Origin of the sequence: Streptomyces sp. DG2A-72 (assembly GCF_030499575.1) — a bacterium.
Classification (GTDB): domain Bacteria; phylum Actinomycetota; class Actinomycetes; order Streptomycetales; family Streptomycetaceae; genus Streptomyces.
Genome location: NZ_JASTLC010000001.1, coordinates 9065950 through 9092539 on the forward strand (window position 1 = coordinate 9065950; position 26590 = coordinate 9092539).

A 26590-nucleotide genomic window follows, 5' to 3' on the forward strand; every position below is an offset into this window, starting at 1 on the left:
GTGCACCCCACGAGAAGGGCGGCGAGAAGGCATCCGGCGGACAGCCGGTGGACGAGGGAGAGGGACGACCCCGGGCGCACTCTCACTCCTCTTCGCAGGGGAGGGACGGGTTTTTGTCCGGGCCGGAGGACTGGCAGAACGAGAGGCCGTACTTCCCGTACTTGAAGACCCGTCGGTAGCTGTCGGAGCCCTGCTTGCGCCCGGTGACCTGGAAAGGGCGTCCTTGGTCGTCAATGACGGTGTGCTTCTTCCGGTCGCCGACCATGTAGGTCACCCGCAGCCGGAACGCCACGGAGTACCGCAGCGATGTGGCCCGGAGCACCACGACGTGCTGCTCATGGTTGGCCAGGACGATCGTCTGCCGGGCGAAGAACGGCGGCCCCGGCTTGAACGAGTCGTCCTCGTCGTCGAATACCGCCTGGCGGACGATGGGAAAGGGTCTGTCCAGGTCGAGCAGTAGCGTGGACGTGGTTGGGCCGCTCTGCGGCGGTGCGTCGAACAGGGTCCCGGCGAGCGGATCGGAGCGCCGTACGGAGACCGGCTGGATGTCGAGGATGTTGACCTTCTCGGCGCGACGGCCCGTCAATGTCAGGCGCAGCGTCAGGTGCTCCAGGTTGACCGCGCTGGCGGAGCGCAGGAGAGCAGTGAAGCCGGGAGAACCTGCGGCCCCTGGGTCTGCCAGCAGCCGGGTCTGCTCGGCGCTGGGCCGGAAGTCGCCGGGTGTCACCGCGCTCCTGCCTTCGTCGTTCAGGCGGATCAGATCGACGGAGACGGAGAAGTCAGGGCCGTTGACGGCCCGGTCCTGGGTCCGGTCATGCGAGGAGAGCCAGCCGCCGATCCGGTCGGGCAGCGCCGTGATCTGTTCCTCGATCGACGCGGCGACTCCCAAGAGCACGATCGGTATGAGCCACGCGTGAAACCTGCGCGCGCGAGTGGCCATCCTCGCCCACACCGTGGAACCGTCGCCCCGCTCCCGGCCGGTGCTCCCGGCCGGTCGACGGTCCCGGCCGCCAGTCCCGTGTACAGGGGGCCTGCGTTGCCGCGGTGGCCTGAGCCGCGGGCGCCTGGCAGGAGGCACGCCGCTCCTTTCGTCTTCGATGTTTTCGGCACGTCAGCATGCCACCGGGCGTATGTGGCAGGTGGGAAAACCGGCGGGTAACGATCCCGCCGTCACCGGTGCCAACGGTCAAGCATCTCCTGAGACCTCACACCGACAGCCGATGTCCCGACGGCCCGCGGACAAGGCGTAAACAGCGGCATCGACCGAAGAGTGGGATCGATCAGGGAATCGCCCAACGCGCGAGGGTGTCGCTGCGCGCCCGTCAGGCGTCGAAACGGTCGCGTGCACTCTCGATGTGACCGAGGTGCTGGTGGGTCCAGCCGCATATGGCGTCGACCGCGGTGCGCAGGGCCCGGCCCGGCTCGGTGAGGGTGTACTCGACCCGCGGCGGCACGGTGGGGTGCACCTTCCGGTCGACCAGGCCATTGCGCTCCAGCATGCGCAGGTTCTGGGTGAGCATCTTGTGGCTGACGCCCTCGACCTCGTTGCGCAGCTCGCTGAAGCGCAGGGTGCGCTCGCCGAGCGCCTCGATGATCAGGAGTGCCCACTTGTTGGCGACGTCCGAGAAGATCTCCCGCGCCAGGGAGTCCGCGCGCCGCAGGTCAGCGTCCTCGGGCAGGCCCTTGAGCAGTTGCTTGGTCACCATCAGGTTCCTCAGTCACCGAAAAGTGCGTTCTTCCAGGTCAACCGTCACTCTCCTACAGTTTCCGAGTAACTACAAGAGAGCGAAACGGAAGGGCGAGCACCGTGGCCACCATTGATGTCTTCCACTACAACGTGCCGGCCGAGAGCGACTTCGGCTACGCGCAGGCGATCAAGTCCGGCGAGCTGATCCACGTCTCCGGACAGCTCTCGTTCGATGAGGCAGGCGAGTTCCTCTACGCGGGCGACTTCGCCGCCCAGCTCAAGCAGACCTACGCCAACATGGACAAGGTCCTGGACCACTACGGCGCCACCCGGAACCAGGTCGTCTCGCAGACCCTGTACGTGGTGAACCTGCGGCAGAATGCCGCGGCGACGTCGGAGGGCAACCTGGGGTACTTCGGCGACCACCGCCCGGCCAGCACGGTCTTGGGCATCACTGAACTGACCTTGCCCGGCCAGGTCATCGAAATCAGCTTCGTCATCGACACGAAGCTGCCCGCTTGAGGTCTCCTCCTTGCTCGGGCAGGACCTGGAAAAGCAACTCGGCGCCGTGCCCGTCCAGTTCCATGTATCCCAACTCGGCGATGCACCCAAGATCGAACGGCGCGCCGACGGCCGCGGCGCTCGCCTCGCGTGCACCTTGTCCTCCAGGCCCGGACCTCCGGCCTTGAGTACGGCGGTGACGTCGCGCAGGTCTGTGTGGTCCGCTCGGCGACCGTGGTGCCGACGACCTTGCCCGTACGGACGTGTACGAGGTTCAGCTCCATGCCTGTCGTTCCTGGCTGCTTGGGTCGTCGACCTGGGTCCACTCGGCGTCGATGCGCATCGTGGACCTGCGCTCGGTGTCGTACGGGCCCCAGCCGGGGTTGCCCGTCCTGGCGAACCGGACCCAGGTCTCGTGCATGCGGGCGCCGAGCTCTCCGTCCAGGGCCTGGGAGCGCCAGGCGAACTCGTAGGCGTGGGTGGCGGACTGGACATGGGTCGCATGTGCGCCGGTCAGGGCCCAGCTGCCGGCGCCGAACAGCGCGTCGCCCATGATGGCGGAGCGCAGCTCGCCGAAGGACGCCTCGGGGCGTGTCTTCCGGTACGTCTCGACGAGCCGCGCAGGATTCGGGTGCGAGCGCGCCGCCGTGGCGTCGACGTCCCCGGCGGTCGAGGTGGCGTACTTGTCCACGGGAACCAGGTAGAGGTTGCCCTCCTCGGTGTTGGTCCCGATGAGCAGGTCGATGCCGGTGCTGAGGCCGGAGGCGGCCTCGATACCCAGATACTCGGCCGCTGCCTTGGTGACGCGGGCTGCCTGCTCGGTGGTGAACGCGCCCAGGCCGCTGCCGCTTTGGACGATCGCCCGGCCGAAGAGGCCTGCGGCTTCAGGGGGGCGAGGGCGCCGCCGACGATGGTCGCCCCGGCCGACTGGCCGAAGAGGGTGACGTTGTGCGGGTCACCGCCGAAGGCAGCGATGTTCTCCCGCATCCAGCGCAGCGCGGCGACCACGTCGAGCAGATCGTGGACGCCCTCGCCCTGGCGGTCGGTCAGGGTACGGCGGGTCCGGTGATGAGGCGGCCCTTCGCGTCGTACGGCCAGACGTTGGGTGTGCAGCCGAGCATGCCCTTGATCTGCTGCATCATCGCCGGGGCCGGCTTGCCGGCGCCCGGGCAGGTGACATGGCCGTGGCCGAGGAAGTGGCCGACCTCGTGGTTGATGATCAGTGCCCGGTAGGCATCCACGTCGTCGGCGTACACCGGGGTCGCCAGCAGCCACCGCTTGAGGTTGACCACGACGTCCTTGCCGACGCTGCAGTTGACCTCGCCGCCGGTGTCCAGCCCGTAGCGGCCGCAGATCTTGTCGACCGTGCTCGGCGTGGCGAGCCGTATGACGAAGTCGGGCGTGCCACTGGAGATACGGCGGAACGCGGACTCGCCGTCGGCGGTCCAGCCGCGCGGGTCGGCGAGTATGCCCTCCACCTGCCGGGCGACATCGGCGGGGGACTGGGTGAGGCCGTCCTCCACGACGACCTCGTAGCGCAGCACACGGCTGCCCCGGCCCGCGGTGTCGCTCTCGCCGGCGGCGGTGGTGAACGTGCCGGGGCCCGAAGGCGGGATGGCGGCCGAGGAGGAGGAGTCCGCGGATGGGTCGCCCATTCCGCTGGGCTTGCTGTCGGTCTGCGCGTCGCCCTCCGCGCTGCTGCTCGGCTTCGTGGACCGGTCCGGTGCCGGCGGGGGAGAAGGTGACCGGGTGGGGGCAACGGGTGCGTCGTGGGAGCCGGTTGCGGAGGTCTCCGGCGGTGTCCGGTGCACGGCCAGAGCGGTGGCCGAGGCCAGCACGGCGATCGCGGCGAGGCCGCCCAGCAGGGGCCCCTTCCCCTTCCGGCGGAGCCCGCCGGCGTGTGCGGAGCCTCTGCGGCGACGACGCCGGGACCGCGGGGTCGACGGCGTCGCACGATGCGTGGTGGTGGTCATGGCCGTCAAGGCTGTGTACGCGATGTGATGAGACGTGGCCCGAATGGTAACGAAACCATAACGGTCGATCTTCGGCCGGGCTATGTGATCGTCCCGTAACAGTTCCCGGCCGGACCTCATACCCGCCCTCAACCCCCTTGATCCGTACGGATACTGGGGCGCATGCCACGTGTCCTGCTCATCGAAGACGACCGCGCCGTACGAGAGGGCGTCGTGCTCGCGCTGCGCCGTCAGCGACACGACGTCAGCGGTGCCGCCACCGGAGAGGACGGGCTGGCCCGGCTGCGGTCCTTCCGGCCGGACGTCGTCGTGCTCGATCTGATGCTGCCCGGGCTGAGCGGTCTGGAGGTGTGCCGCCGGATCCGCGCCGAGGATCAGGTGCCGATCATCATGGCGACCGCCCGCGGCGACGACACGGACATCGTGGTCGGGCTCGAAGCCGGAGCGGACGACTACGTCGTGAAGCCGGTGCAGGCACGCGTCCTGGACGCCCGTATCCGCGCCGTCCTGCGCCGGGTCGGCGGCACGCCCGCCGACGGCGGCATACCGAAGATAGAGACCCACGGCGCCCATGGTGAACTGGCCATCGACCGGGCCGGGTTGACCGTCGCACGGCAGGGAGAGCCGGTCGTCCTCGCTCCCTCCGAACTACGGCTCCTGCTGACCCTCTCGGCCTCGCCCGGCCAGGTGTTCTCCCGGCAGCAACTGCTGGAGGCGGTCTGGGAGCACAGTTACCACGGCGACTCACGGATGGTGGACGCCTGCGTCAAGCGGCTGCGCACCAAGATGGGCGAGCCGGCGGGGCAGCCGCGCTACATCGAGACCGTGCGCGGCTTCGGCTACCGGTTCCGGTCCCGGTGAGATCACCGCTGCGCGGACTGCGCGGCCGGCTGCTCGTGGCCTTCGTGCTGGTCGCCGCCGTGGCCACCCTGACCACGGGCGCCCTGACCTTCCGTGAGGCCCGCGTCGGAGTGCTCCAGCAGGGCCAGGACACCGTGATCAAGCGCCTGCGCCATCACGTCAACGGCGTTGCGCCGGGCATCGGTTACCCACCCGGCCAAAGCGACCTGGAGTGGGTCGCCACTGAGGTGGCCGGCGCCGAACCGGCACAGAACTGGCGTGTTCTGGTCACGTATCGGGAAATGCGAGCCACCTCCACGCCGCAGGACAGGTTCACCGAACTGACCCCCGCCATGCGCTCTGCCGTGGCCGACCGTCGGGCCGCCGTCTTCCAGCGGGTGTCGACGGACGGCCGTTCCTCGCTCGTCGTCGGCATGCCCATCACCCTGGAGACATCCGGCGAGCCCCCGGCGTCCGGGGTCGTCGTCTTCGTCACGGTGCCGCAGACCGTCGAACAGGGCTACGTCGACGCCCTGGTCGCCGCCATCGGGCGCGCCGTCGTGCCGGCGCTCGGCCTGGCCGTCCTCCTCGCCCTGCTGGCCGCCCGGGGCGTGCTGCGCCCGGTACGGGAGCTGCGCCGCGCCACCCGCAGGATCGCCGAGGGCCATCTGGACACCCGGCTCGCCGTCAACGGCTCCGACGAACTCGCCGATCTCTCGCACACCTTCAACGAGACCGCCGTGGCTTTGGAGGAGTCCGTGTCGGAGCTGCGCCGCATGGAGGCCCGCGCCCGCCGCTTCGTCGCGGACGTGTCGCACGAGCTGCGCACCCCGCTGGCCGCGATGTCGGCCGTCACCGACATCCTCGACGAGGACGCGGCCGGGCTCGACCCGGACACCGCCACCGCGGTACGGCTCATCAGCGAGGAAACCGTGAAGCTCGCCCGCCTGGTGGACGACCTCATGGAGATCTCCCGCTTCGACGCGGGCGCGGCGGATCTGCGGTTGGACGACATCGACCTCGCCGAGTCCCTACGGCGCACCCTCGCCGCCCGCGCCTGGCTGGACCTCGTGGATGCCCGGCTCCCCGGGTCCGGCGAGCTGCGCGGCCGGGTCGACCCGCGCCGCCTCGACGTGGTGGTCGCCAACCTCGTGGGCAATGCGCTCCGGCACGGGGCCCGGCCCGTCCAGCTGCGCCTGCACGCAAGGGAGATGATGGACGTCGACGCACCAGGGTGGGCCGTCATCGAGGTGCTGGACAGTGGGCCGGGCATTCCCGCCGACGTTCTGCCCCACGTCTTCGACCGCTTCTACAAGTCGGACACGGCCCGGACCCGAACGGAGGGCAGCGGCCTCGGCCTCTCGATCACGGCCGAGAACGTCCACCTGCACGGCGGCACGGTCCGGGCGGCGAACCGGGCGGAGGGCGGCGCGGTGTTCACGGTCGAGATCCCCCTGCGGCAACCCCGGCATCAGCCTCCGTCTCAGCTCCCGAAGCGGTCCCTGCGCCTGTCCTTGAAGGAGGGGGAGTCATGAGCCCCGCCCCCCGGGTGCTCCGGCCCGCGCTGCTGTGCGCGACCGCCCTTCTGCTCGCCTCCTGCGGCATCCCCGAGACCGGCGTGGTGGAGACCGGAGAGCCCGCCACCGGCATCCGGCCGGCCCAGGTCTCCTACTTCGTCAGCGAAGGCACCCTGGTTCCCGTCCGGCGCTGGGGCTTCGCCTCGGTCGACATCGAGACGGCCGTGGCGACGGTGTTCCAAGGGCCGGACGGCAGGGAACGCCGTAGGGGCATGACCACCCAGCTCCCGCCGCTGACGGGCGCTCCTTCGGTCCGCACGGACGGCGGCGGCGAGGTGACGGTCGAACTGCCCCGGGGCACCGGGCCGCTGACCGAAACGGCCGTTGCCCAGCTGATCTGCACAGTCGCCTACGCCCGGTTCGACAGCGCACCGACGGCGGTGACCGTGACGGTCCCCGGCGCCTGGCAAACCGAAGGCTCCAGCGATTCCTGTCCCCCCTGATCGGCAGGGCCGCCGCCACACCCCGATCGCCGGCTTCCGTCGGTCGGCCCGGCCCGCACCTCTCGTACCGACGACTTTCACATGAGGGCCATCAGACCCTTCCCTGACGTTTGGTGCTCTTGGAACACTCCTTTCGCGCGCGTTCCGTCATACGGATCCGACGGGTCGAACACCCCCAAGGGAGAGGTCCCTCACCCATGCCCGAAGTCAACCGGCGCCGATTTCTCCAAGTGGCGGGCGCCACCACGGCCTTCGCCGCCCTGTCGAGCAGCATCGAGCGCGCCGCCGCGCTCCCCGCGAACCACCGCACGGGGTCGATCGAGGATGTCGAGCACATCGTCGTCCTGATGCAGGAGAACCGTTCTTTCGACCACTACTACGGCTCGCTCAGAGGAGTCCGTGGCTTCGGTGACCCGCGGCCCGTGACCCAGCGGAACGGCAAGTCCATCTGGTACCAGTCGGACGGCACCAAGGACCTGCTGCCCTTCCACCCGGACGCCGACGACCTCGGCATGCAGTTCCTGGAGGGCCTGCCGCACTCCTGGCCCGACGGCCAGGCCGCGTACAACGAGGGCGAGTACGACAAGTGGGTGCCCGCGAAGGGCTCCACCACCATGGCGTACCTGACCCGTGACGACATCCCGTTCCACTACGCGCTCGCCGACAAGTTCACCATCTGCGACGCCTTCCACTGCTCGTTCATCGGCTCGACCGACCCGAACCGCTACTACATGTGGACGGGCTACACCGGCAACGACGGCACCGGCGGCGGGCCGGTCCTCGGCAACGACGAGCTGGGCTATGGCTGGACCACGTACCCCGAGCGCCTGGAAGAGGCCGGCATCTCCTGGAAGATCTACCAGGACATCGGCGACGGCCTGGACGCGGCCGGCTCCTGGGGCTGGATCCAGGACGCCTACCGCGGCAACTACGGCGACAACTCCCTGCTCTACTTCAACAAGTACCGTAACGCCAAGCCCGGCGACCCCTGGTACGACAAGGCCCGCACCGGCACCGACGTGAAGAACGGCGACGGCTACTTCGACCGGCTGAAGGCCGACGTCAAGGCCGGCAAGCTGCCGCAGATCTCCTGGATCACCGCGCCCGAGGCCTTCTCCGAGCACTCCAACTGGCCCTCGAACTACGGCGCCTGGTACATCGCCCAGGTCCTGGACGCGCTCACCTCCAACCCCGCGGTCTGGGCGAAGACGGCGCTGTTCATCACGTACGACGAGAACGACGGCTTCTTCGACCACGTCGTGCCGCCGCTCCCGCCCAAGTCCGCCGCGCAGGGCAAGTCGACGGTGGATGTGGAGCCCGACCTCTACAAGGGCGACGCCAACCGGGTGGCTGGTCCCTACGGCCTGGGCCCGCGCGTGCCGATGCTGGTCGTCTCGCCCTGGAGCAAGGGCGGTTACGTCTGCTCCGAGACCCTCGACCACACCTCGATCCTGCAGTTCATGGAGCGCCGGTTCGGGGTGCGTGAACCCAACATCTCGCCGTGGCGCCGGGCCGTCTGCGGCGACCTCACCTCCGCGTTCGACTTCTCCCGCAAGGACCCGCGCCCCGTCGGCCTGCCGGACACCGACGGCTACGAGCCGCCGGACCGCGAGCGCCACCCCGACTACAAGCCCACCCCGCCCGCCGACTCGCGTCTGCCCAAGCAGGAGCGCGGTCTGCGCCGGTCCCGGCCGCTCAAGTACGCCCCGTACGTGGACGGTTCGGCCGACACCGCGGCCGGGAAGTTCACCCTCACCTTCGCCACGGGCGCCAAGGCGGGCGGCGCCTTCCACGTCACTTCCGGCAACCGCACCGACGGCCCGTGGATGTACACCACCGAGGCCGGCAAGTCGATCGCGGACACCTGGAACTCGGCCTACTCCAGCGGCTCGTACGACCTGACGGTCCACGGTCCGAACGGCTTCGTGCGCGCCTTCAAGGGCGCGAACAAGACCGCCGGACCCGAGGTCACCGCCCGGCACAGGGGCGACGACCTCGAGCTGACCTTCACCAACAAGGGCTCCGCGACGGTGGAGCTGAAGGTCGCGAACGGCTACAGCGGCCGGACGCAGCGGTTCGTGGTGCGGCGCGGTGCCACCGTGCGGCACAGCTTCGACCTCGGGGCGAGCGGGCAGTGGTACGACCTGACGGTCACGTCCGGCTCCGACTCCGCGTTCCTGCGGCGTTTCGCCGGACGGGTCGAGACCGGGCGTCCCGGGGTGAGCGACCCGGCCGTCATCACTGAATGACCGTCACTGCAATGGGGCGGTAAAGCCTGATGCGTACGGGATGGCCGGAGCTGGTCAGGTGCTGGTGTGCTCGGGGTAATGTGCCCCGGTGACCACGCATTCGAACACACCTGCAGGCTGGTACGCCGATCCGCACGGCGCGCCCCGGACCCTCCGTTACTGGGACGGGGCGCAGTGGACCGAGCACACCGCGCCGGACCAACAGGCGCAGCACGCCGGGCCGGTGCCGCAGCAGCAGCCGGCCGTTCCGGTGCAGCAGCAGCCGGTTGGTCCGGACCCGCGGGTGCAGCGTCAGGTGCAGCAGCAGGCCGGAGTCGCCGGGGGCGGCTCCGGCGGCGGCACCCTGTTCACCGAGCCGGTCCTGGTGGTGAACCAGAAGGCCAAGCTGATCGAGCTGACCAACGAGTACAAGGTCATGGACCAGCACGGCAACCAGATCGGCTCGGTCGTCCAGGTCGGGCAGAGCGCGCTGAAGAAGGTGCTGCGCTTCTTCGCCGGCCTGGATCAGTACATGACGCACAAGCTGGAGATCCGGGACGCCTACGGGCAGCCCGTGCTGCTGCTGACCCGGCCGCGCAAGTTCATCAAGTCCCGGGTGATCGTGGCACGTCCGGACGGACAGCCGGTTGGTGAGATCGTCCAGCAGAACGTCTTCGGGAAGATCAACTTCGCGATGATCGTGAACGGCCGGCAGGCCGGCGCGATCAAGGCGGAGAACTGGCGGGCCTGGAACTTCGCGATCGTGGACCACGCCGACAACGAGGTCGCCCGGATCACCAAGACCTGGGAAGGCCTCGCCAAGACGATGTTCACGACCGCGGACAACTACGTCCTCCAGGTCCATTACCAGCTGCCCGAGCCCCTGCTGAGCCTCGTGGTCGCGACGGCGCTGACCGTCGACACGGCACTCAAGCAGGACAAGCGCGGCCTGGGCTGACGTACTCAGAGCGGTGTGAGGTGCCCCAACGCCGGTTCCGGTGACGCCGATTCGGGCTCCAGGGCGAGTACGGCGGCCACCGGGTGGTTCTCGGGCGTGACCCGGGTCAGCTGCACCACACCCCAGGACGCCAGCGCCGCTCCCGCCAGCGCGAGGAGCACACCGAGCGCGCCGCCCCGCAGCCCCTCGCCCAGCAGCGACAGCCCGATCACCGCGGCGGCCACCGGGTTGGCCAGCGTCACCACGGCGAGCGGGGCACCCAGGCCGCCCCGGTAGGCGAACTGTGACAGCAGCAACCCGCCGACGGCGAAGACCGCGACCAGCAGCGCCACCCCGATCACCTGCCAACTGAGCAGCGGGCCCGAGCCGTCCGTCGCGGCGACCGTCACGGTCTGGGTGAGCGCGGACCCGACCCCGGAGGCGAAGCCGGACGCGGCGGCGTGCCGCAGCCCCGACCGGTCGCCCGGCCGCCCCAGCAGACCGATCAGTGCCGCGCTCACACCCGCGACCGCCAGCGCCTCCGGCACGCTCAGCACCTGGCCGGGCTCGGACCCGGACGCCGCCACGACGAGGATCGCGGCGAGCCCGACGAGCGTGAACACCGTGCCCCGCCACTCCACCGCGCTGACCCGCCGCCCGGCCATCCGCGCCCCCATCGGCACCGCGGCGACCAGCGTGAGCGCACCGAGCGGCTGTACGACAGTGAGCGGGCCGTACCGGAGCGCCACGACGTGCATGACCGCGCCGGACGCGTTCAGCGCGACCGAGGACCACCAGGCGGCGGTGCCGAGCAGTCGCAGCAGGCTCGCCCCCTTCGTGCGGGAGGCCAGCCGTTCCTGGGCGACGGCCGCTGCCGCGTAGGCGACGGCGGAGAACAGGGACAGGATGACGGCGACCATCGTGCCGCTCATCGTCCGGCCCCCACCAGGACGTGCTCGTCGCCGGGCGCGAGCGTCTGCTGACCGCGTCCGGCGGTCGTCCGGGTCCGGTGCGGAACATCGATTACGGCGAGCGCGAGGCCGAGCATGGCCGCCGCCACGATCGCATCGAGCCAGTAGTGGTTGGCCGTGCCCACGATCACGAGCAGTGTCAGCAGCGGATGCAGCAGCCACAGCCGGCGCCAGCGGGACCGCGTTGCCACGATCAGGCCGATCGCCACCATCAGCGCCCACCCGAAGTGCAGCGACGGCATCGCAGCGAACTGGTTCGACAGGGTGTCCGTCCGCGGTGAGCCGTACACGGACGGCCCGTACACGTGCGCGGTGTCCATCAGGCCGGTCGCGGCCAGCATGCGCGGCGGGGCCAGCGGGAAGGCCAGGTGCACCACCAGCGCGGCGGCGGTGACCGCGGCGAGGATCCGGCGGGCCCAGACGTAGTGCGCCGGGCGCCGCAGATACAGCCAGATCAGGAAGGCCGCGGTGGCCGGGAAGTGGACGGTGGCGTAGTAGGTGTTCGCGAGGTGCACCAGCGTCTCGTCGTGCAGCAGCAGGGACTGCACCGCACCTTCGCCGGGGAGATGTACCGCTCGCTCCAGGTCCCACACGTGGTGCGCGTTGCGGAAGGCTTCGCCGGTGTGGCCCGTCGCCAGCATGCGGCCGAGCTTGTAGACGAGGAAGAGCCCCACGACGAGCAGGAGCTCACGGACGAGCGGCGGCCGCGCTATCGCGTCGGACCCCGCTTCGGCAGGCTCGGTGCGGGCATTCATCCCCCGGCCCTTTCTCGCTGACGTGGTGCTGTGGGTTGAACGGGTGGGCTCACCGATACGGCCACGTACCGATACGCGCCGGTGCCGATACTAGGCCGTTTCGATACGCCACTGTACCGATACGACGGGGTACCGGTACAGTGGCGTATCGATAGACGTGCGCCACACTGGAGGTGCGGGCCCCTCAGGGCGCCGCCGACGAGCGAGGAGAAGAGTCCATGACGTCGCAGGCCGCGGACGGACCGGAGACGGTCGTCGCCTCGCGCCGCTCCAAGCTGACGCCCGAGCGTGAGCAGGAGTTCTTCGACGCCGTGCTCGAACAGATCCGCAGCTGCGGATACGACGCCGTGACCATGGACGGAGTCGCCGCCAGCACCCGGTGCAGCAAGTCCACGCTCTACCGGCAGTGGAAGACCAAGCCCCAGTTCGTGGCGGCGGCGCTGCGCTCGAACCGCGAGGTCCGCTTCGCGGGCATCGACACCGGATCACTCGCCGAGGACCTGCGCGAGGTCGCGCGCGCCGCGGCCGAGTGGTCCACGAAGGACACCACCACGCTCATGCAGGCGCTCGGGCACGCCGTCATGCAGGACAAGGAGCTTCAGCAGGCGCTGCGTGAGGCGCTCGTCGAGCCGGAGGTCGCCGCGCTGGAGGAGATCCTCCGGCGTGGGGTCGAGCGGGGCGAGGTCGCGGCCGACCATCCCGCGCTGCCGTATGTCGCGGCGCAGATGTTCGGCGTCCAGCGCGTGCGACCGGTACTCGAGGGGGAATACGCCGACCCGGACTATCTCTTGAGATTCGTGGAGGCCGCCGTGCTGCCGGCACTCGGCCTGACCTGAGACCCAGGCCGCCGTCCATGGGATGACTGGACGGTGACCTGTCCGCGCCGCACCGTGGGGACGGGGGCGGCGCGCGCCCCCGGCCGGGTGGGGTGCCCTTTGAGCGGAGGGCGCCCCACCCGGCCGACTCATGTCCGGGGCACGGAACAGCGGCTCACACGTCCTGGCCGCTGCCGCCGCCGGACGCCACCTTGATGCCCTTGGTGATCTCGTCGAGGATGGTCTGCTTCTCGCTGACGTCCACGCCCAACCGGACGACGACGATCTGCTGGGGGTTCGCGGGCGAGGGGAAGGCGAGCGACTCGACGTACCCGTCGTCGCCCTTGCTGGTGACCGCCTTCCAGCGGACCTGGTAGCCCTTCTGCCCGGCCACGGTGACGGCCTTGGAGGCCAGCACCTCGTGCGAGGTGATCTTGCCGTAGGACTTGCCGCCGTACGACTGCTCGGCGTTCTGTGCGATGTCCGCCTTGGCGACCTGCTCGGCCGTGCTGCCCTTGGTGCCGAGCACGAGGGCGGGCGCCGAGTACGCGCCGCCCTTGGTGCAGGACGCGGAGGTGTCGCCGGGGCACTTGTAGGAGGCGTCCGAGGTGACCGAGGCACCGACCGTCAGCTGCTGGCCGTACCAGTCGTCGGGGATGGGGATGCTGATCCCGCTGATCGGGTCGGTCACCGACCCGCTGTCGATCTTCGGCGCCTCGGACCCCTCGGGCGAGGGGGAGGGCGAGGCACCGCCGGAGCCACCCGACCCGCCGTCACCGAACGGACCGCCCTGGCCACCGGATCCGCCCTGTCCGCCGGGACCGCCCTGTCCATCCGGCGCCTGCTGCGAGTCCGCCCTGCTGCCACCCCCGCCGTCGTCCTTGGACAGCGCGTACACACCCACGCCGATGCTCGCGAGGACCGCGGCCGCCACCGCGACGGCTATGCCGGTCCGCAGCCCGCGCCGCGCACCGGCGGGAGGCTGGGCGGGATACGCGGGGTAGGCCGGAAACGCACCGCCGGCGCCGGGCTGCGGCTGCGGCGGGGGACCCCATGCGGCGCCCGACCCCGCCGGGCGGGTCTGGTCCGTCCACGCCTTGCCGTCCCACCAGCGCTCGGTGGGAGGACCGTCACTTGTCTGCCCGGGGTCGGGGTGCCAGCCGGGAGGAGTCTCCTGCGTCATGGCCCCACCGTATGAGGCGTCGGTGAAAGGCGGATGAGAAGCCTGGGACCGGAACAGGTGCGGGTGTGCTCATTTCAGTACGAGTCGTACGGGGGACTCGGTCGCCGGCGCCGGAAGGCGCAGTCCGTCCCGGCCGGGCGTCACCGAACCGAGCATGCGCGCGTGCCGTGCGCCCGTGCCCGCCGGATCCGTGCCCGGCAGTCCGTGCACGGTGAGGAACCCGAGGACCGCGAACACGTACGCCTCCTTCGCGTCCGACGGCAGCCCCAGCTCGTCGGAGGTGCCCAGCGCCACCCCCGGCAGCAGTTCGGCGAGCCTCCTCATCAGCACCGGATTGCGGGTCCCGCCGCCCGAGGCGATCACCTCCGTGGCGCCCACCCCGCGCACGGCGTCGGCGACCGTCCGGGCCGTGAGCATGGTCAGCGTGGCGAGCACGTCCTCGGCGGGCAGCGTGCCGAGCCCGGCGAGCGCCTCGTGCAGATGGCGGAGATGGAACAGCTCCTTGCCGGTCGTCTTCGGCGCGGGCAGCGCGTAGTACGGCTCGGCCAGCAGCCGCTCCAGCAGCAGATGGTGCACCCGGCCCCGGGCCGCCAGCGCCCCGTCCTTGTCGTACTCCAGACGCCCGCCGCTGAACCCCCGCGCCGCCGCGTCGATCAGCGCGCACCCCGGACCGGTGTCGAAGGCGGTCCCGTCAGGGGCGGTCAGGTTGGCGATGCCCCCGATGTTCAGCGCCACCGGCATCCCCGGCCGGCCGCGCAGCCACAGCCGGTCGACCAGTGCGACCAGCGGTGCGCCCTGGCCCCCGGCGGCGATGTCGCGCGGCCGGAAGTCGGCGACCACCGGCAGCCCGGTCGCCTCGGCGATCCACGCGGGCTGCCCGAGCTGAAGCGTGCCGTGCACCCGCCCGTCCGCCACCCAGTGGTAGACGGTCTGCCCGTGCGAGGCGACCAACTCGGCCCGACCCTCGCACAGTTCACGATCGGCCCGCACGGCCGCCGCCGTGAACGCCTGCCCGATCCGCGTGTCCAGCCGGCACACCTCCGCCATCGTGACGGCACCCGGCGGCAGCGCCGCCGCGAGCGCGTCCCGCAGCTCCGCCTCGTACGGCTCGCTCACCATCCCGAGCCGCTTCAGCACCAGCGTGTCCCCGACGAGGTCCAGCTCGGCCGCCGCCGCGTCGATGGCGTCGTACGACGTGCCCGACATCAGGCCGATCACCCGCATCGTCTCAACTCGCCTTCCTCGCAGGCAGCGTGAGCAGGGCCAGGATGCTCACCGCGCACGTCGCCGCCGCGTAGTACGCCGGGACGTCCACGTTCCCGGTCCGTTCGACGGTCTCGGTGATGATGAGCCCCGCACACCCGGAGAACACCGCATTCGACAGGGCGTAGGCGAGCCCCAGACCCGTGTAGCGCACGGTAGTGGGGAACATCTCCGCCAGCATCGCCGGGCCCGGCCCCGCCATCAACCCGACCACGGCACCGGCACCGAGCACCGCCGCGCCCTTCACCGCGTTCGAAGCCCCCGCGTCCTGCAGCAGGTTGAGCAGCGGCACCGCGAGGACCACCACCAGCACCGCCCCCGTCAGCATCACCGCCCGCCGCCCGATCCGGTCGCTGAGCAGCCCCGCCGGGACGATCGTGAGCGCGAAGCCCAGGTTGGCCAGCACCGTGGCGATCAGCGCCTGCTGGAAGCTCGCGTCCAGCGTGCTCTGCAGATACGAGGGCAGCACGACCAGGAAGGTGTAGCCGGCCGCCGCCCAGCCCATGATCCGCCCGGCGCCCAGAGCGACGGCCCGCGCCACCTCGCGCGGAGGCGGACTCGTCCGCTCCACCGCCTCCCGGAACGCCGGCGTCTCGTCCAGCCGCAGCCTCAGCCACAGCGCCCCGAGACCCAGCGGCAGCGTCAGCAGGAACGGCAGCCGCCACCCCCAGTCGCCCAACTGATCCTCTGTCAGCACCGTCGCCAGCAGCGCCGCCGCACCCGCCCCACCCAGCAGCCCCAACGCCACCGTGAACGACTGCCACGACCCGTACAGCCCGCGCCGGCCCGGCGGAGCGAACTCCGTCATCACCGACACCGCACCCCCGAACTCCCCGCCCGCCGACAGCCCCTGAAGCGCCCTCAGGAAGGTGAGCAGCCACGGCGCCGGCGCCCCGACCGTGGCATACGTCGGCAGCACACCGATCAGCGTCGTCGCCCCCGTCATCAGGACGATCACCAGGATCAGCACCGGCCGCCGCCCGATCCGGTCACCGAGCCGGCCGAACAGGGCCGCGCCGATCGGCCGGAAGAAGAAGGCCAGCGCGAAGGAGGCGTACGTCTTCACCAGCGCCTCGGCCTCGCTGCCGCCCTCCGGGGTGAAGAAGCGTGCCGCGATGATCGTCGCGAAGTAGCCGTAGACCCCGAACTCGTACCACTCGATCAAATTGCCCACCGAGCCCGCGACCAGGGCCCGCCGGGACCGGCCGGTGCCCCGCTCCTCGAAAGTCACCTTCATTCCCACGAGTATTGACGGACCGTTACCTTTACAACAGCAGGTGGCACGCCGTTCGCGTCGCCCGCGGGCCCGCACTGTCACCCATCCCGGCAACAGCTCCCCGGACCCGCCCGCATCGCGCCGACCGGAGGGCTACGCTCGGGTTCGGTACGTCGTTCGGGCGACTTGGGGAGGTAGCGGGATGACGGAGGTACGGCCCACGGCGGCCGCCTCGGCTTCCCTGTGGGAGCGCGACCGGGAGGTCGCCGCGGTGGAGGAGGCGATCGCCACCCTGCACGGGGACCGCTCGTCCTCGGGCAGCCTCCTGGTGTTCCGGGGCGAGGCCGGACTCGGCAAGACCGCGCTGCTGGCCGAGACCCGCCGCATCGCCGAGGCACGCGGCTGCACGGTCTGGTCGGCCCGTGGCGGCGAGACCTTGAAGTCCGTCCCCTTCAATGTCGTACGACAACTGCTGCAGCCCGCGCTGGTGTCGCTGATGCCGGAGGAGGCGCGCGAATACCTCGGCGACTGGTACGACATCGCCGGCCCCGCCCTGGGCATCACGGACCCCGGCGAGCGGCAGGCCGACCCGCAGGGCGTGTGCGACGGCCTGGTCGCCGCGGTGCGCCGGCTGGCCCGGCGCGACTGGCCGCTCGTGCTGCTGATCGACGACGCCCACTGGGCCGACCAGGAGACCCTGCGCTGGCTCGCCGCCTTCGCCGAACGCCTCGACGACCTGTCCGTCCTGGTCGTGGTGGCCCGCCGCCCCGGCGAGGTCGCCGCCGACAGCGCCCGGTACCTCGACGCGGTTGCCGCGGCGGCGGGCGGACCGGTCACCAACCTGAGCGCCCTGACACCGGACGCGACCGCGGGCCTCACCCGCGCCACCGTCGGCCCGCACGCCGACGCCCCGTTCTGCCGCGAGGTCTGGGCCGTCACCGGTGGCAACCCGTACGAGACCGTCGAACTCCTCGCCAAGGTCCAGGACAGCGAACTCGAACCCGTCGAGGCACAGGCCGCCGAACTGCGCGCCCTGAACCGCTCGGCCCGCGGCGGCGGCCTCGTCGCCCGCCTGGAGGGACTCGGCGTCGACGCCACCCGGTTCGCCTGGGCCGCCGCGATCCTCGGCGCCGACATCTCCGTCGACCTGGTCGCCCGGCTCGCCACCATGGGCCACGACCAAGCCGTGCGCTGCGCCGAACTGCTGTGCAACGCCCGCATCCTCACCGAACCCGACCCGGCGACCGCCCGCGCCGGCGACAGCGGCCTGGAGTTCGTGCATCCGCTGATCGCGACCGCCGTCTACAACTCCATCCCGCCCGCCCTGTGCACCGCGATGCACGGCATCGCCGCCCAGGTCGTCACCGACTCCGGCCGTGGCGCCGCGGCGGCCTCCCGGCATCTCCTCCAGGTCCACCCGGACGACGACGAGGAAGTCGTCGAGCAGCTGCGCGAGGCAGCCCGCGAACACCTCGCCGTCGGCGCCCCCGACGCGGCCCGCCGCTGCCTGGAGCGCGCCCTGGTGGAGCCGCCGCTGCCCGAGGTCCACGCGCGCGTGCTCTACGAACTGGGCTGTGCCACCCTGCTCACCGCGCCCGCCACCACCATCGACCACCTCCAGTCCGCGCTCGCCATGCCCGGCCTCGACGGCACCGAACGCGTGGACGCCGTCTTCCGGCTCTCCCAGGCACTCCTCCACAACGACCAGCTGGAGGAGGCCGTCCGCACGGTCGAGGCGGAAGCAGCCCGGCACGAAGAGGGCCCGGCCAAGCTGCGGCTGCAAGCCGTGCAGTACATGTGGGAGGGCGTCTACGCGGGCGAGACCACCACCCCGGGCCGCTCCGAGCGGCTCGCCGGGCTCGCCGCGACCTGCACCGGCAAGGACAACTCCGAGCGTGCGCTGCTGATGCTGCGCGGCTTCGACGCCATGACCCACGGCGAGAACGCGGAGGAGGTCGTCGAAATGTGCGACCGCTCCCTCGTCAACGGCCGGCTCGCCCCCGGACTCGGCTGGACCGACACCGAGTGGGGCCTCGAACTGCTGCTGATGCTGGCCACCGCGTACGCCTACACCGACCGCCTCGACCGCGCCGACGCCCTGTACACGGAGGCCCTGCGCACCTACGAGTCCGCAGGCTGGAGCGGCGGCCACCTCGCCCTCGCGCACGCCTATCTCGGCCTCGGCCACCGCAGAAGGGGCCGGCTCAGGGAGGCGGAGACATCCCTGCGCGAGGGGCTGCGGCTGGCCGAGCGCGTCGGCCGCGGACTGCCCCTGTACTGGACGGCGACCTGCAACCTCGTCGACACGCTGCTCGCCCGCGGGCATGTCGACGAGGCCTGGTCGATCGCCGAGGAGTACGGCTTCGGGCCGCCCTACCCGTCCACCATCGTCATCCCCGACCCGCGCTCCGTCCGCGGCCGTCTCCTGCTCGCGACCGGGCGCACGAAGGACGGCATCAACGAGCTGGAGGCCGCGGAGAAGGCGGCGACCGCGCGGGGTCACCACAACCCGGTCATGGTCCCCTGGGCGGTCGACCTGGCCCGGGCCCTCGCCACCGAGGACCCGGTCCGCGCCGCCCGGCTCGCCTCCGACGCCCGCCGCCAGGCCGAGCGGTTCGGCACGGACACCGCCATCGGCGAGGCCCTGCGCTGCGCCGCCGCCCTGGAGACCGGCCAGCGCGCGGTCCGGCTCGCCGCCCAGGCGGTCGCCTACCTGGAGGCCTCGCCCTGCCAGTACGAGCACGCCGCCGCCCGCGTCGAGTACGGCATCGCCGCCCGCTCCGTCGCCGAGCTCAACCGGGGCCTGGCGCTGGCGCGTTCCTGCGGCGCCGACGGACTGGTGGCCCAGGCGCGGGAGGTGCTGGAGACGGGACGCGGGCTGCGGTAGCGCTCCGCTGGTGCCGCGATGGGCCGTCGGTCCGGTGCGGCGCCGTCGTGGCTGGTCGCGCCCGCGCGGCGGAGCCGCATATCGATACAGCCCCGCGCCCCTTCGGGGCGCTGCCGAACCGTAGCGGGTCAGGTGTGCAGCAGATGGTCGGTGACCGCCGCCAGCCGCCCCCCACATCGTGGTCGTACGCCGCCGCGTTCGCCCGCGCCGGACGCGTCCCGTCGTAGTAGCCGCCCGTGCCCGTCGCGGGGCAGCACGTTCACGGAGACACCAGTGGCAGCCAGCTCCGGGTGCACCTTGGTGGCCCGGGCGGCGACACGGATCGCGTCCGTGCTCCGAGCTGGGCGGGCGGAGTCCCTCACGATCTGGCCTGTAGGTGCGGCCAGAGGCGACGGGGAGGCCCTGAACCATCTCTCTGGTGGAGAAGGCTACGAGCGGACGATCGAGCTAATCGACTCCTGGCACGCTCACCGCACGCGCGAACACCCGGTGTCCGGAGAGGACCGGTTCGAAGGCGATGTACCGGCCGAGACCCGAGGTGGCGCCGGTGATCAGGATGGTGGACATGCCTCCACCGTAGGCACACGGGCCGGGCGTCTGCTTGGTGCCGTTGAAGCTACGACTGGCAGGGTCACCCTCGGCCGGTCTCGTCCTCCTCGGCCAGCGCCCGCTGGGCCACCGCGAACGCCGAGTTCGCCGCCGGCACCCCGCAGTACACCGCGGTCTGCAGCAGCACCGCGCCGATCTCCTCCGGGGTCAGCCCGTTGCGCCGCGCCGCTCGCACATGCATGGCCAGCTCGTCGTAGTGCCCGTGGGCGACCAGCGCCGTCAGCGTGATCATGCTGCGCTCGCGGCGCGAGAGCGTCGGGTCGGTCCAGATCTCGCCCCAGGCGTAGCGCGAGATGAAGTCCTGGAAGCGGGCGGTGAAGGGGGCCTGGCGGTCCTGCGCCCGGTCGACATGCGCGTCGCCGAGCACCTCGCGCCGTACCTCCATGCCGCGAGGGGCGGAACCGTCGAAGTGCGCGCGCAGGGCGGTGAGCACCGCCTCGGGGCATTGGGCGGGCGCCAGATGCGAGGCGCCGGGGATCTCCACGAGTGCGGCGCCCGGCACGGCGTCCGCGATCTCCCGCAGATGCGCGGGCGGCGTCGCCGTGTCCTCGCGCCCGGCGATCAGCAGCGTGGGCGCGGAGATCTCGGGCAGCCGGTCCCGGATGTCGAAGGCGGCGAGCGCGTCACAGAGCGCGGCATACGCGCCCGGATCGCTCTCCCGCATGTCCTGGACCAGCCGGGGCACGGTGAACCCCGGCGTGAACCAGCGCTCGTTCGCGCTCTCCGCGAGCCCCGCCACCCCTTCGGCCCGTACCAGCGCGGCCCGTTCCTCCCACGGCTTGGAGCCGCCGTAGTGGGAGGACGAGCAGATCACCGCGAGGGACTCCACCCGCTCGGGGTGGTGCACCGCGAGATGCAGCCCCACCGAACCGCCGATCGATACACCGGCATAACGGAACCGCTCGACGCCGAGCGAGTCGGCGAGGGCCAGCACCAGGTCGGCGAGATCACCTATGGTCGCCCCCGCCGCGATGAGATCGGCCGCCGAGCCGCCCTGCCCCGGCAGATCCCAGCGGATCACCCGATGCGTGACGGACAGCTCGGGCGCGACCTTGTCCCACAGGGCGTACGAGGTGCCGACCGAGGGTCCGAGGAGCAGCGGGGGTGCGGAAGCGGGGCCTTCGACAAGGTGGTTGAGGAGTTTCAACGTCGCTCCAAAGCGCGGTCGGTGAGGGCTCCGGCGGAGCCGGTGTAGTGGGTGGGGTCCAGGTCGACGTCCCGCAACTCCGGTGCCTCGGCGAGCGGGCGCCCTTCGGACGCCAGCCGGGTGAGCAGTTCCTTGGCGCGGGCCCGGCCCAGCACCGGGGCCAGCTCGGCGGACAGCCGTTCCGAGACGATCAACCCATGGGTGAGATCAAGGTGTTCGCGCATGACATCGTGCCTGACCCGCAGCCCCTCGGCCAGCTCCACGGCATCCCGGGCGGCCCCGCCGACCAATCGCAGCAGTTCCCTGAGCGGCTCCCACTCGGCGTGCCAGGCCCCGGCCGGCCGCTCGTCCTCCGCCGCCAGCGATCCGTACAGCGTGGCGGCGAGCTGAGGCGCCCGGCGCGCGGCGGCGGCGATGAGGGTGGACCGTACCGGATTGGACTTGTGCGGCATGGCGGACGAGCCCCCGCCACTGCCCTCCGCGACCTCGGCGATCTCGGTGCGGGAGAGGGTGAGGACATCGACGGCGACCTTGCCGAGCGCGCCCGCCGTGAAGGCGAGGCATCCGGCGAGATCGGCGATGGGCGTCCGCAGGGTGTGCCAGGGCAACAGGGGTGCCTGGAGGCCGAGTTCATGCGCGTATGCCTCCGGGAGAGACACGGCGTCCTCGGCTCCGTACGCCCCGAATGCCGCCAACGTCCCGGCGGCGCCCCCGAGTTGTGCGGGCAGCCCGTTCCGTACGGCGGTCACCCGGTCCCGTGCGTCGAGCACCAGCGACCGCCACCCGGCAGCCTTCAGCCCGAACGTCGTCGGTACGGCGTGCTGCGTGAGCGTCCGTCCCGGCATCGGGGAGTCACGGTGCTCGACGGCCAGCCGTGCCAGCGCCCGCTCCGTGCGGCCGAGGTCGGTGCGGACGACGTCCAGGGTGCGGCAGGCGACCAGCATCGTCGCCGTGTCCATGATGTCCTGGCTGGTCGCACCCCGGTGGACGTAGGGGCCGTACTCCTCGCCGACCGCCTTGGTCAGATCCGCGACCAGGGGGATGACCGGATTCCCGCCGCCCCGTGCGCGATCGGCGATCGAGGCCACGTCGAAGTGCCCGGCATCCGCCGCCTCCGTCACCGCGGTCGCGGCCTCGGCCGGGGCGAGCCCCAGCGCGGCCTGGGCGCGCGTCAGCGCGGCCTCCGCGTCGAGCAGCGCCGTCAGATAGGCGCCGTCGCCGGTGGCCGCGGCGGCGGGGGAGCCTGCCCACCCGGGGGCGAGCAGGCCGCTGTCGGGTTCGGCAGCTGTCACTGGAACTCCAGGAAGACCGTTTCGCCTTCGCCTTGAAGGCGGATGTCGAAACGGTATGTGCCGTTGCCCCCGTCCGTGGCGATCAGCGTGTCGCGTCGGCCCTGGTCCAGCCGCGCCAGGAGCGGGTCGGCGGCCAGCGCGGCCTCGTCGCCCGGAAGATAGATCCGGGTGAACAGATGCACCAGCAGCCCGCGCGCGAAGACGCACACACTGATGTACGGCGCACTCTGCCCCCGCGCCCCGGGCCGCAGCGTCCGCGCGCTCCAGTGGCCGCCCGCGTCCGTCTGGATGCGCCCCCAGCCGGTGAACTCCACGCCGCTACGGCCCAGGAAGCCACCGCTCGCCGGGTCGCGCCGCATCGAACCGTCGACCTGCGGCACATTGCCGTCCGGGTCGGCGCCCCACAGCTCCACGAACGCGTCGGGCAGCGGATTGCCCTCCCCGTCCAGGACATACCCCTGCAGCGCGATCGTGTCCGGGTGGCCGATCGGTGCGATGTCGCCGCCGCCGGGGAAGGGCAGGGCATGACCGTAGAAGGGGCCGACCGTGTGGGAGGGCGTCGGGAGCACGGCCTCGGGATTGCTCGTGTCGATCTTCGTCATCGTGGGTCAGCGTCCCTCTTCGATCCAGGTGGCGTTCGGTCCGTCGAGCACGATGTCCCAGTGGTAGCCCATCGAGAACTCCGGGATCGACAGGCTGTGGTCGTACGTCGCCACCAGCCGCTGCCGGGCCGCGTCGTCCGTCACCGACTGAATGATCGGGTCGTACGGGAACAGCGGATCGCTCGGGAAGTACATCTGCGTCACCAGCCGCTGCGTGAACGCCGTACCGAAGAGCGAGAAGTGGATGTGCGCCGGCCGCCAGGCGTTGATGTGCTGGCGCCACGGGTACGGGCCCGGCTGGATGGTGGTGAACGAGTAGAAGCCGCTGTCGTCGGACAGCGTGCGGCCCACCCCCGTGAAGTTCGGATCCAGCGGCGCGTCGTGCTGCTCACGCTGATGCGCGTACCGGCCCGCCGAGTTGGCCTGCCAGATCTCGATCAGCTGCCCCCGGATCGGGCGCCCGTCCCGGTCGAGCAGACGCCCGGAAACGGTGATCCGCTCACCGATCGGCTCACCGTTGTGCTGCCGGGTGAGGTCATTGTCGATCTCGGTGATGTCCCGCTCCCCGAAGGCGGGGGAGACCAGCTCCACCAGCTCCGGGTCCGTCGTCACGTCGATGGCGACCGGCGGCTGTTTCGGATGCCGGAGAACCGAGGAGCGATACGGGGCGTAGTCGCGGCGCGGCTGATGCTCAACGGGCGCACCGTCGGCGACACGCTTCTCATAGGCGGCGTGCTCGGCGGCGATTTCTTGGTCGATGTCGTGCTGGGTGAGAGTCATGGGGGTTTCCTAATGCTCATGTCCTGAGGAGTTACGGTGCGGCACGCGCCCCTTCAGGGGCGCGGGGAACTGCGCGACCAGCCACACCCGGCCCGCAGCCCGCAAACGGCATGTACTGGCAGGACCTATCGCTCGAGAACGAGGGCGAGACCTTGACCAACGCCGATGCACAACGTGGCGACACCAACCCCACTCCCCGCGCGGCGAAGCTGATGCGCAACCGTCCCCGCAAGCCGCGCCCCCGACGCCCCCAGCGGATGACCCAGCGCGATCGCCCCACCCTGCGGATTGAGGATCGCCGGATCGAACTCGGGCCACTCGGCGACACACCCCAACACCTGCGCGGCGAACGCCTCGTTCAACTCCAGCACCGACAGATCCCCGAACCCCTTGCCCGCCTTGGCCAGCGCACGCGTAACCGCCTCGACGGGGGCGAGTCCGAAGTAGTGCGGGTCGAGCGCGTTGACGCCGGTCGCGGAGACCCGGGCGAGCGGCTCGCGACCGGTCGCCTTCAGCCCTTCCTCGTCGACGAGAAGCAGAGCGGCCGCACCGTCGTTCAAGGGGGAGGCGTTGCCTGCCGTGACCGTCCCCTCCGACGTACGGAACGACGGCTTCAGCTTGGCCATCGCCTCCAGAGAGGCATCCACTCGCACGCATTCGTCCGCACCGAACACCACCGGCTCACCCCTGCGCTGAGGGATCGACAGCGGCGCCAGCTCGGCGTCGAACAGCCCCTCACCCTGCGCCTTGGCGGCCTTCTGATGGGAGGCCAGCGCGAACTCGTCCTGCTGCTCACGGCTGATCTTGTGCTTCTCGGCGATCAGCTCCGCGCTCTCGCCCAGCGGAACCGTCCACTGCGGCTCCATCTTCGGGTTGACCATCCGCCAGCCGAGGGTGGTGGAGTACAGCTCGGCGTGCCCGGCCGGGAACGGCTTGTCGGACTTCGGCAGCACATACGGCGCGCGGGTCATCGACTCCACACCACCGGCTACGGCGATGGACGCGTCGCCGACCGCGATGGCCCGGGCCGCCTGGATCACGGCTTCCAGACCCGACGCGCACAGCCGGTTCACGGTGACGCCCGGCACGGACGTCGGCAGTCCGGCCAGCAGCGCGGCCATGCGGCCGACGTTGCGGTTCTCCTCACCCGCGCCGTTGGCGTTGCCGAAGTAGACGTCCTCGATCCGGGAGGGGTCCAACCGCGGTGTGCGGGCGAGGAGTTCGCGGATGGCGTGTGCGCCCAGGTCGTCCGGGCGCACACTTGCCAGACCGCCGTTGTAGCGGCCGATGGGCGTGCGCACCGCGTCGACGATGTAGACGTTCTTCACTGCGGACTTCACTTCAGGCCCTCCGCTACGGTCAGCTTGGCGTCGGTCTTGCCGGTGATCTCGTCGACGCTCACACCGGGCGCCGTCTCGACGAGCACCAGGCCGTCGTCGGTCACGTCCAGCACACCGAGGTCGGTGATGATCCGGTCCACACACGCCTTCCCGGTGAGCGGCAGCGCGCACTCCTCCAGGATCTTCGGGGAGCCGTCCTTGGCGGTGTGCGTCATCACCACGATCACCGTACGGGCGCCGTGCACCAGGTCCATGGCCCCGCCGATCCCGGTGATCATCTTGCCGGGGATGGCCCAGTTCGCCAGGTCCCCGCGGGCGGAGACCTGCATGGCGCCGAGCACCGCGACGTCGATGTGGCCGCCGCGAATCATCGAGAAGGAGAGCGCCGAGTCGAAGTAGGAGGCGCCGGGCAGGACCGTGACGGTCTCCTTGCCCGCGTTGATCAGGTCGGGGTCGACCTGGTCCTCGGTGGGGTAGGGGCCGGTGCCGAGGATGCCGTTCTCCGACTCCAGGACGACCTCCACGCCCTCCGGGAGGTAGTTGGGGATGAGTGTCGGCAGGCCGATGCCGAGATTGACGTACTGGCCGTCCTGAAGTTCGCGCGCGGCGCGGGCGGCCATCTGGTGCCGGGTCCAGGCCATCAGCTGCTCACCGTCCGCTGCTCGATCTTCTTGTCCGCCGCCTGCTCCGGAGTGAGGGCGAGGACCCGCTGCACGAAGATGCCGGGCAGATGCACCGCGTCCGGGTCGATCTCGCCGGGCTCGACGAGTTCCTCGACCTCGGCGATCGTCACCCGGCCCGCCATCGCCGCGAGGGGGTTGAAGTTCCGCGAGGACTTGTTGAAGACCAGGTTCCCGTGCCGGTCGCCCTTCGCCGCCCGCACCAGCGCGAAGTCGGTGCGGATGCCGCGCTCCAGCACGTACTCGGTGCCGTCGAACTCCCGTACCTCCTTCGCCGGGGAGGCCAGAGCGACGCCGCCGGAGCCGTCGTAGCGCCAGGGCAGCCCGCCCTCGGCGACCTGGGTCCCGACACCGGCGGGGGTGTAGAAGGCGGGGATGCCGGCGCCGCCGGCGCGCAGCCGCTCGGCGAGGGTGCCCTGCGGGATCATCTCGACTTCCAGCTCACCGGCCAGGTACTGCCGCGCGAACTCCTTGTTCGCCCCGATGTAGGAGCCGGTCACCCGGGCGATCCGGCCCGCGGCGAGCAGCACGGCGAGTCCGGACTCCATCGCCCCGCAGTTGTTGGACACGACGCCCAGACCGCTCACGCCCCGCTCGTACAGCGCCTGGATCAGTACGTTCGGCACACCGCTCAGCCCGAATCCGCCGACCGCGAGGGTCGCGTCGTCCGGCACATCGGCCACCGCCTCCAGGGCTGTGGCGACCACCTTGTCCATCCGTGAAGCCCCATCTCTTACGATCCCGGTTAGTCAGGGCACTGATTATTTCCGCGAGGTTTTCCTCACGCTGCCACTCCGGGGATGGGCAGTCAAGACCCCAGGTGAAAGCAAAGGTGAGCGCCGGGAGTGATGCGATATTGTTCAG

The 26590-nt window shown here is 71.1% G+C and carries 24 protein-coding genes and 3 pseudogenes; 8 read left to right on the forward strand and 19 right to left on the reverse strand.

The genetic code is table 11. The features are described from left to right. Positions 1 to 82: 82 nt before the first annotated feature. Positions 83 to 895 carry a hypothetical protein gene (locus QQY66_RS43020; protein ID WP_301985860.1) on the reverse strand — a complete coding sequence of 271 codons (813 nt, stop codon included), beginning with the start codon at positions 893 to 895 and terminating at the stop codon, positions 83 to 85. A 427-nt stretch (positions 896 to 1322) separates the two neighbouring features. Beyond that, positions 1323 to 1706 carry a helix-turn-helix domain-containing protein gene (locus QQY66_RS43025; protein ID WP_301985861.1) on the reverse strand — a complete coding sequence of 128 codons (384 nt, stop codon included), beginning with the start codon at positions 1704 to 1706 and terminating at the stop codon, positions 1323 to 1325. A gap of 101 nt (positions 1707 to 1807) precedes the next feature. Between QQY66_RS43025 and QQY66_RS43030 the strand changes: the two genes are divergently transcribed. Continuing rightward, positions 1808 to 2209: a RidA family protein gene (locus QQY66_RS43030; RefSeq protein ID WP_301985862.1), complete on the forward strand. Its 402-nt coding sequence runs from the start codon at positions 1808 to 1810 to the stop codon at positions 2207 to 2209. Positions 2210 to 2219: 10 nt separating this feature from the next. Here the strand turns inward: QQY66_RS43030 and QQY66_RS43035 are convergent. From QQY66_RS43035 to QQY66_RS43045, 3 genes and pseudogenes are all read right to left on the reverse strand, one after another. Then, a pseudogene (locus QQY66_RS43035) lies at positions 2220 to 2303 on the reverse strand (AAA family ATPase); the annotation flags it as partial. 159 nt (positions 2304 to 2462) lie between these two features. Further along, a pseudogene (locus QQY66_RS43040) lies at positions 2463 to 3205 on the reverse strand (carboxylesterase family protein); the annotation flags it as partial. Between the two features lie 29 nt (positions 3206 to 3234). Further along, a complete protein-coding gene (locus QQY66_RS43045) occupies positions 3235 to 4161 on the reverse strand; it encodes a DUF3152 domain-containing protein (RefSeq protein WP_301985863.1) in 927 nt (308 codons plus the stop codon). A 162-nt stretch (positions 4162 to 4323) separates the two neighbouring features. Between QQY66_RS43045 and QQY66_RS43050 the strand changes: the two genes are divergently transcribed. From QQY66_RS43050 to QQY66_RS43070, 5 genes are all read left to right on the forward strand, one after another. Then, positions 4324 to 5022, forward strand: a complete 699-nt coding sequence (locus tag QQY66_RS43050) for a response regulator transcription factor (RefSeq protein ID WP_301985864.1) — start codon at positions 4324 to 4326, stop codon at positions 5020 to 5022. After that, positions 5019 to 6536 carry a cell wall metabolism sensor histidine kinase WalK gene (locus tag QQY66_RS43055; RefSeq protein ID WP_301985865.1) on the forward strand — a complete coding sequence of 506 codons (1518 nt, stop codon included), beginning with the start codon at positions 5019 to 5021 and terminating at the stop codon, positions 6534 to 6536. Before QQY66_RS43050 ends, QQY66_RS43055 begins: the two co-directional genes overlap by 4 nt. Then, positions 6533 to 7021: a hypothetical protein gene (locus QQY66_RS43060; protein ID WP_301985866.1), complete on the forward strand. Its 489-nt coding sequence runs from the start codon at positions 6533 to 6535 to the stop codon at positions 7019 to 7021. Before QQY66_RS43055 ends, QQY66_RS43060 begins: the two co-directional genes overlap by 4 nt. Before the next feature lie 197 nt (positions 7022 to 7218). Further along, a complete protein-coding gene (locus tag QQY66_RS43065; RefSeq protein ID WP_301985867.1) occupies positions 7219 to 9270 on the forward strand; it encodes a phosphocholine-specific phospholipase C in 2052 nt (683 codons plus the stop codon). 88 nt (positions 9271 to 9358) lie between these two features. Then, the gene (locus tag QQY66_RS43070) at positions 9359 to 10207 is read left to right on the forward strand and encodes a phospholipid scramblase-related protein (protein ID WP_301985868.1); all 849 of its coding nucleotides are present in this window, start codon (positions 9359 to 9361) and stop codon (positions 10205 to 10207) included. 5 nt (positions 10208 to 10212) lie between these two features. On the opposite strand, the gene QQY66_RS43075 is transcribed toward QQY66_RS43070, so the two are convergent. Together QQY66_RS43075 and QQY66_RS43080 are read right to left on the reverse strand one after the other, a co-directional pair. Then, complete coding sequence (locus QQY66_RS43075; RefSeq protein ID WP_301985869.1) at positions 10213 to 11118, reverse strand: hypothetical protein; 906 nt, start codon at positions 11116 to 11118, stop codon at positions 10213 to 10215. Next, positions 11115 to 11912, reverse strand: coding sequence for a phosphatase PAP2 family protein (locus tag QQY66_RS43080; RefSeq protein ID WP_301985870.1), 798 nt, complete (start codon positions 11910 to 11912; stop codon positions 11115 to 11117). Before QQY66_RS43080 ends, QQY66_RS43075 begins: the two co-directional genes overlap by 4 nt. A 218-nt stretch (positions 11913 to 12130) precedes the next feature. On the opposite strand from QQY66_RS43080, the gene QQY66_RS43085 reads away from it, so the two are divergent. Next, positions 12131 to 12748: a TetR/AcrR family transcriptional regulator gene (locus QQY66_RS43085; RefSeq protein WP_301985871.1), complete on the forward strand. Its 618-nt coding sequence runs from the start codon at positions 12131 to 12133 to the stop codon at positions 12746 to 12748. A gap of 154 nt (positions 12749 to 12902) precedes the next feature. Here QQY66_RS43085 and QQY66_RS43090 read toward each other — a convergent pair whose 3' ends face one another. The 3 genes from QQY66_RS43090 to QQY66_RS43100 all read right to left on the reverse strand — a co-directional run bounded on the left by QQY66_RS43090 (position 12903) and on the right by QQY66_RS43100 (position 16410). After that, positions 12903 to 13910 carry a DUF2510 domain-containing protein gene (locus QQY66_RS43090; protein WP_301985872.1) on the reverse strand — a complete coding sequence of 336 codons (1008 nt, stop codon included), beginning with the start codon at positions 13908 to 13910 and terminating at the stop codon, positions 12903 to 12905. A gap of 69 nt (positions 13911 to 13979) precedes the next feature. Next, positions 13980 to 15134: an anhydro-N-acetylmuramic acid kinase gene (locus QQY66_RS43095; protein WP_301985873.1), complete on the reverse strand. Its 1155-nt coding sequence runs from the start codon at positions 15132 to 15134 to the stop codon at positions 13980 to 13982. 4 nt (positions 15135 to 15138) lie between these two features. Further along, on the reverse strand, positions 15139 to 16410 hold the full coding sequence (locus QQY66_RS43100; RefSeq protein ID WP_301985874.1) for an MFS transporter: 1272 nt from the start codon (positions 16408 to 16410) through the stop codon (positions 15139 to 15141). 181 nt (positions 16411 to 16591) lie between these two features. Here QQY66_RS43100 and QQY66_RS43105 point away from each other — a divergent pair, with 181 nt between their 5' ends. Beyond that, a complete protein-coding gene (locus QQY66_RS43105; protein WP_301985875.1) occupies positions 16592 to 19276 on the forward strand; it encodes an AAA family ATPase in 2685 nt (894 codons plus the stop codon). 128 nt (positions 19277 to 19404) lie between these two features. On the opposite strand, the gene QQY66_RS43110 is transcribed toward QQY66_RS43105, so the two are convergent. The 9 genes and pseudogenes from QQY66_RS43110 to QQY66_RS43150 all read right to left on the reverse strand — a co-directional run bounded on the left by QQY66_RS43110 (position 19405) and on the right by QQY66_RS43150 (position 26442). Beyond that, a complete protein-coding gene (locus QQY66_RS43110) occupies positions 19405 to 19638 on the reverse strand; it encodes a hypothetical protein (protein ID WP_301985876.1) in 234 nt (77 codons plus the stop codon). 115 nt (positions 19639 to 19753) lie between these two features. Continuing rightward, positions 19754 to 19843, reverse strand: a pseudogene (locus QQY66_RS43115) (3-oxoacyl-ACP reductase); the annotation flags it as partial. A 64-nt stretch (positions 19844 to 19907) separates the two neighbouring features. Next, positions 19908 to 21032, reverse strand: a complete 1125-nt coding sequence (gene pcaD, locus QQY66_RS43120) for a 3-oxoadipate enol-lactonase (protein ID WP_301985877.1) — start codon at positions 21030 to 21032, stop codon at positions 19908 to 19910. After that, positions 21029 to 22324 (reverse strand): 3-carboxy-cis,cis-muconate cycloisomerase, encoded by a 1296-nt coding sequence (gene pcaB / locus QQY66_RS43125; protein WP_301985878.1) that lies wholly within the window; start codon positions 22322 to 22324, stop codon positions 21029 to 21031. Before pcaB ends, pcaD begins: the two co-directional genes overlap by 4 nt. Further along, positions 22321 to 22926: a protocatechuate 3,4-dioxygenase subunit alpha gene (pcaG, locus tag QQY66_RS43130; protein ID WP_301985879.1), complete on the reverse strand. Its 606-nt coding sequence runs from the start codon at positions 22924 to 22926 to the stop codon at positions 22321 to 22323. Before pcaG ends, pcaB begins: the two co-directional genes overlap by 4 nt. 6 nt (positions 22927 to 22932) lie before the next feature. After that, positions 22933 to 23706: a protocatechuate 3,4-dioxygenase subunit beta gene (gene pcaH / locus QQY66_RS43135; protein ID WP_301985880.1), complete on the reverse strand. Its 774-nt coding sequence runs from the start codon at positions 23704 to 23706 to the stop codon at positions 22933 to 22935. 125 nt (positions 23707 to 23831) lie between these two features. After that, the gene (locus QQY66_RS43140; protein WP_301987689.1) at positions 23832 to 25034 is read right to left on the reverse strand and encodes a thiolase family protein; all 1203 of its coding nucleotides are present in this window, start codon (positions 25032 to 25034) and stop codon (positions 23832 to 23834) included. 8 nt (positions 25035 to 25042) lie between these two features. Beyond that, entirely contained in the window at positions 25043 to 25687 is a 645-nt protein-coding gene (locus tag QQY66_RS43145) for a CoA transferase subunit B (RefSeq protein WP_301985881.1), read from the reverse strand. Continuing rightward, a complete protein-coding gene (locus QQY66_RS43150; protein WP_301985882.1) occupies positions 25687 to 26442 on the reverse strand; it encodes a CoA transferase subunit A in 756 nt (251 codons plus the stop codon). The genes QQY66_RS43145 and QQY66_RS43150 overlap by 1 nt, the downstream gene beginning before the upstream one ends. Positions 26443 to 26590: the final 148 nt, after the last annotated feature.

Excerpts from the sequence above, each read along its gene's own strand:
- QQY66_RS43080 (WP_301985870.1), bottom strand. The coding sequence starts at position 11,912 with ATGAATGCCCGCACCGAGCCTGCCGAAGCGGGGTCCGACGCGATAGCG.
- QQY66_RS43100 (WP_301985874.1), bottom strand. The coding sequence starts at position 16,410 with ATGAAGGTGACTTTCGAGGAGCGGGGCACCGGCCGGTCCCGGCGGGCC.
- QQY66_RS43105 (WP_301985875.1), top strand. The coding sequence starts at position 16,592 with ATGACGGAGGTACGGCCCACGGCGGCCGCCTCGGCTTCCCTGTGGGAG.
- QQY66_RS43065 (WP_301985867.1), top strand. The coding sequence starts at position 7,219 with ATGCCCGAAGTCAACCGGCGCCGATTTCTCCAAGTGGCGGGCGCCACC.
- QQY66_RS43045 (WP_301985863.1), bottom strand. The coding sequence starts at position 4,161 with ATGACCACCACCACGCATCGTGCGACGCCGTCGACCCCGCGGTCCCGG.
- QQY66_RS43085 (WP_301985871.1), top strand. The coding sequence starts at position 12,131 with ATGACGTCGCAGGCCGCGGACGGACCGGAGACGGTCGTCGCCTCGCGC.
- pcaG (WP_301985879.1), bottom strand. The coding sequence starts at position 22,926 with ATGACGAAGATCGACACGAGCAATCCCGAGGCCGTGCTCCCGACGCCC.
- QQY66_RS43090 (WP_301985872.1), bottom strand. The coding sequence starts at position 13,910 with ATGACGCAGGAGACTCCTCCCGGCTGGCACCCCGACCCCGGGCAGACA.
- QQY66_RS43150 (WP_301985882.1), bottom strand. The coding sequence starts at position 26,442 with ATGGACAAGGTGGTCGCCACAGCCCTGGAGGCGGTGGCCGATGTGCCG.
- QQY66_RS43060 (WP_301985866.1), top strand. The coding sequence starts at position 6,533 with ATGAGCCCCGCCCCCCGGGTGCTCCGGCCCGCGCTGCTGTGCGCGACC.
- QQY66_RS43095 (WP_301985873.1), bottom strand. The coding sequence starts at position 15,134 with ATGCGGGTGATCGGCCTGATGTCGGGCACGTCGTACGACGCCATCGAC.
- QQY66_RS43145 (WP_301985881.1), bottom strand. The coding sequence starts at position 25,687 with ATGGCCTGGACCCGGCACCAGATGGCCGCCCGCGCCGCGCGCGAACTT.
- QQY66_RS43025 (WP_301985861.1), bottom strand. The coding sequence starts at position 1,706 with ATGGTGACCAAGCAACTGCTCAAGGGCCTGCCCGAGGACGCTGACCTG.
- QQY66_RS43050 (WP_301985864.1), top strand. The coding sequence starts at position 4,324 with ATGCCACGTGTCCTGCTCATCGAAGACGACCGCGCCGTACGAGAGGGC.
- pcaH (WP_301985880.1), bottom strand. The coding sequence starts at position 23,706 with ATGACTCTCACCCAGCACGACATCGACCAAGAAATCGCCGCCGAGCAC.
- QQY66_RS43075 (WP_301985869.1), bottom strand. The coding sequence starts at position 11,118 with ATGAGCGGCACGATGGTCGCCGTCATCCTGTCCCTGTTCTCCGCCGTC.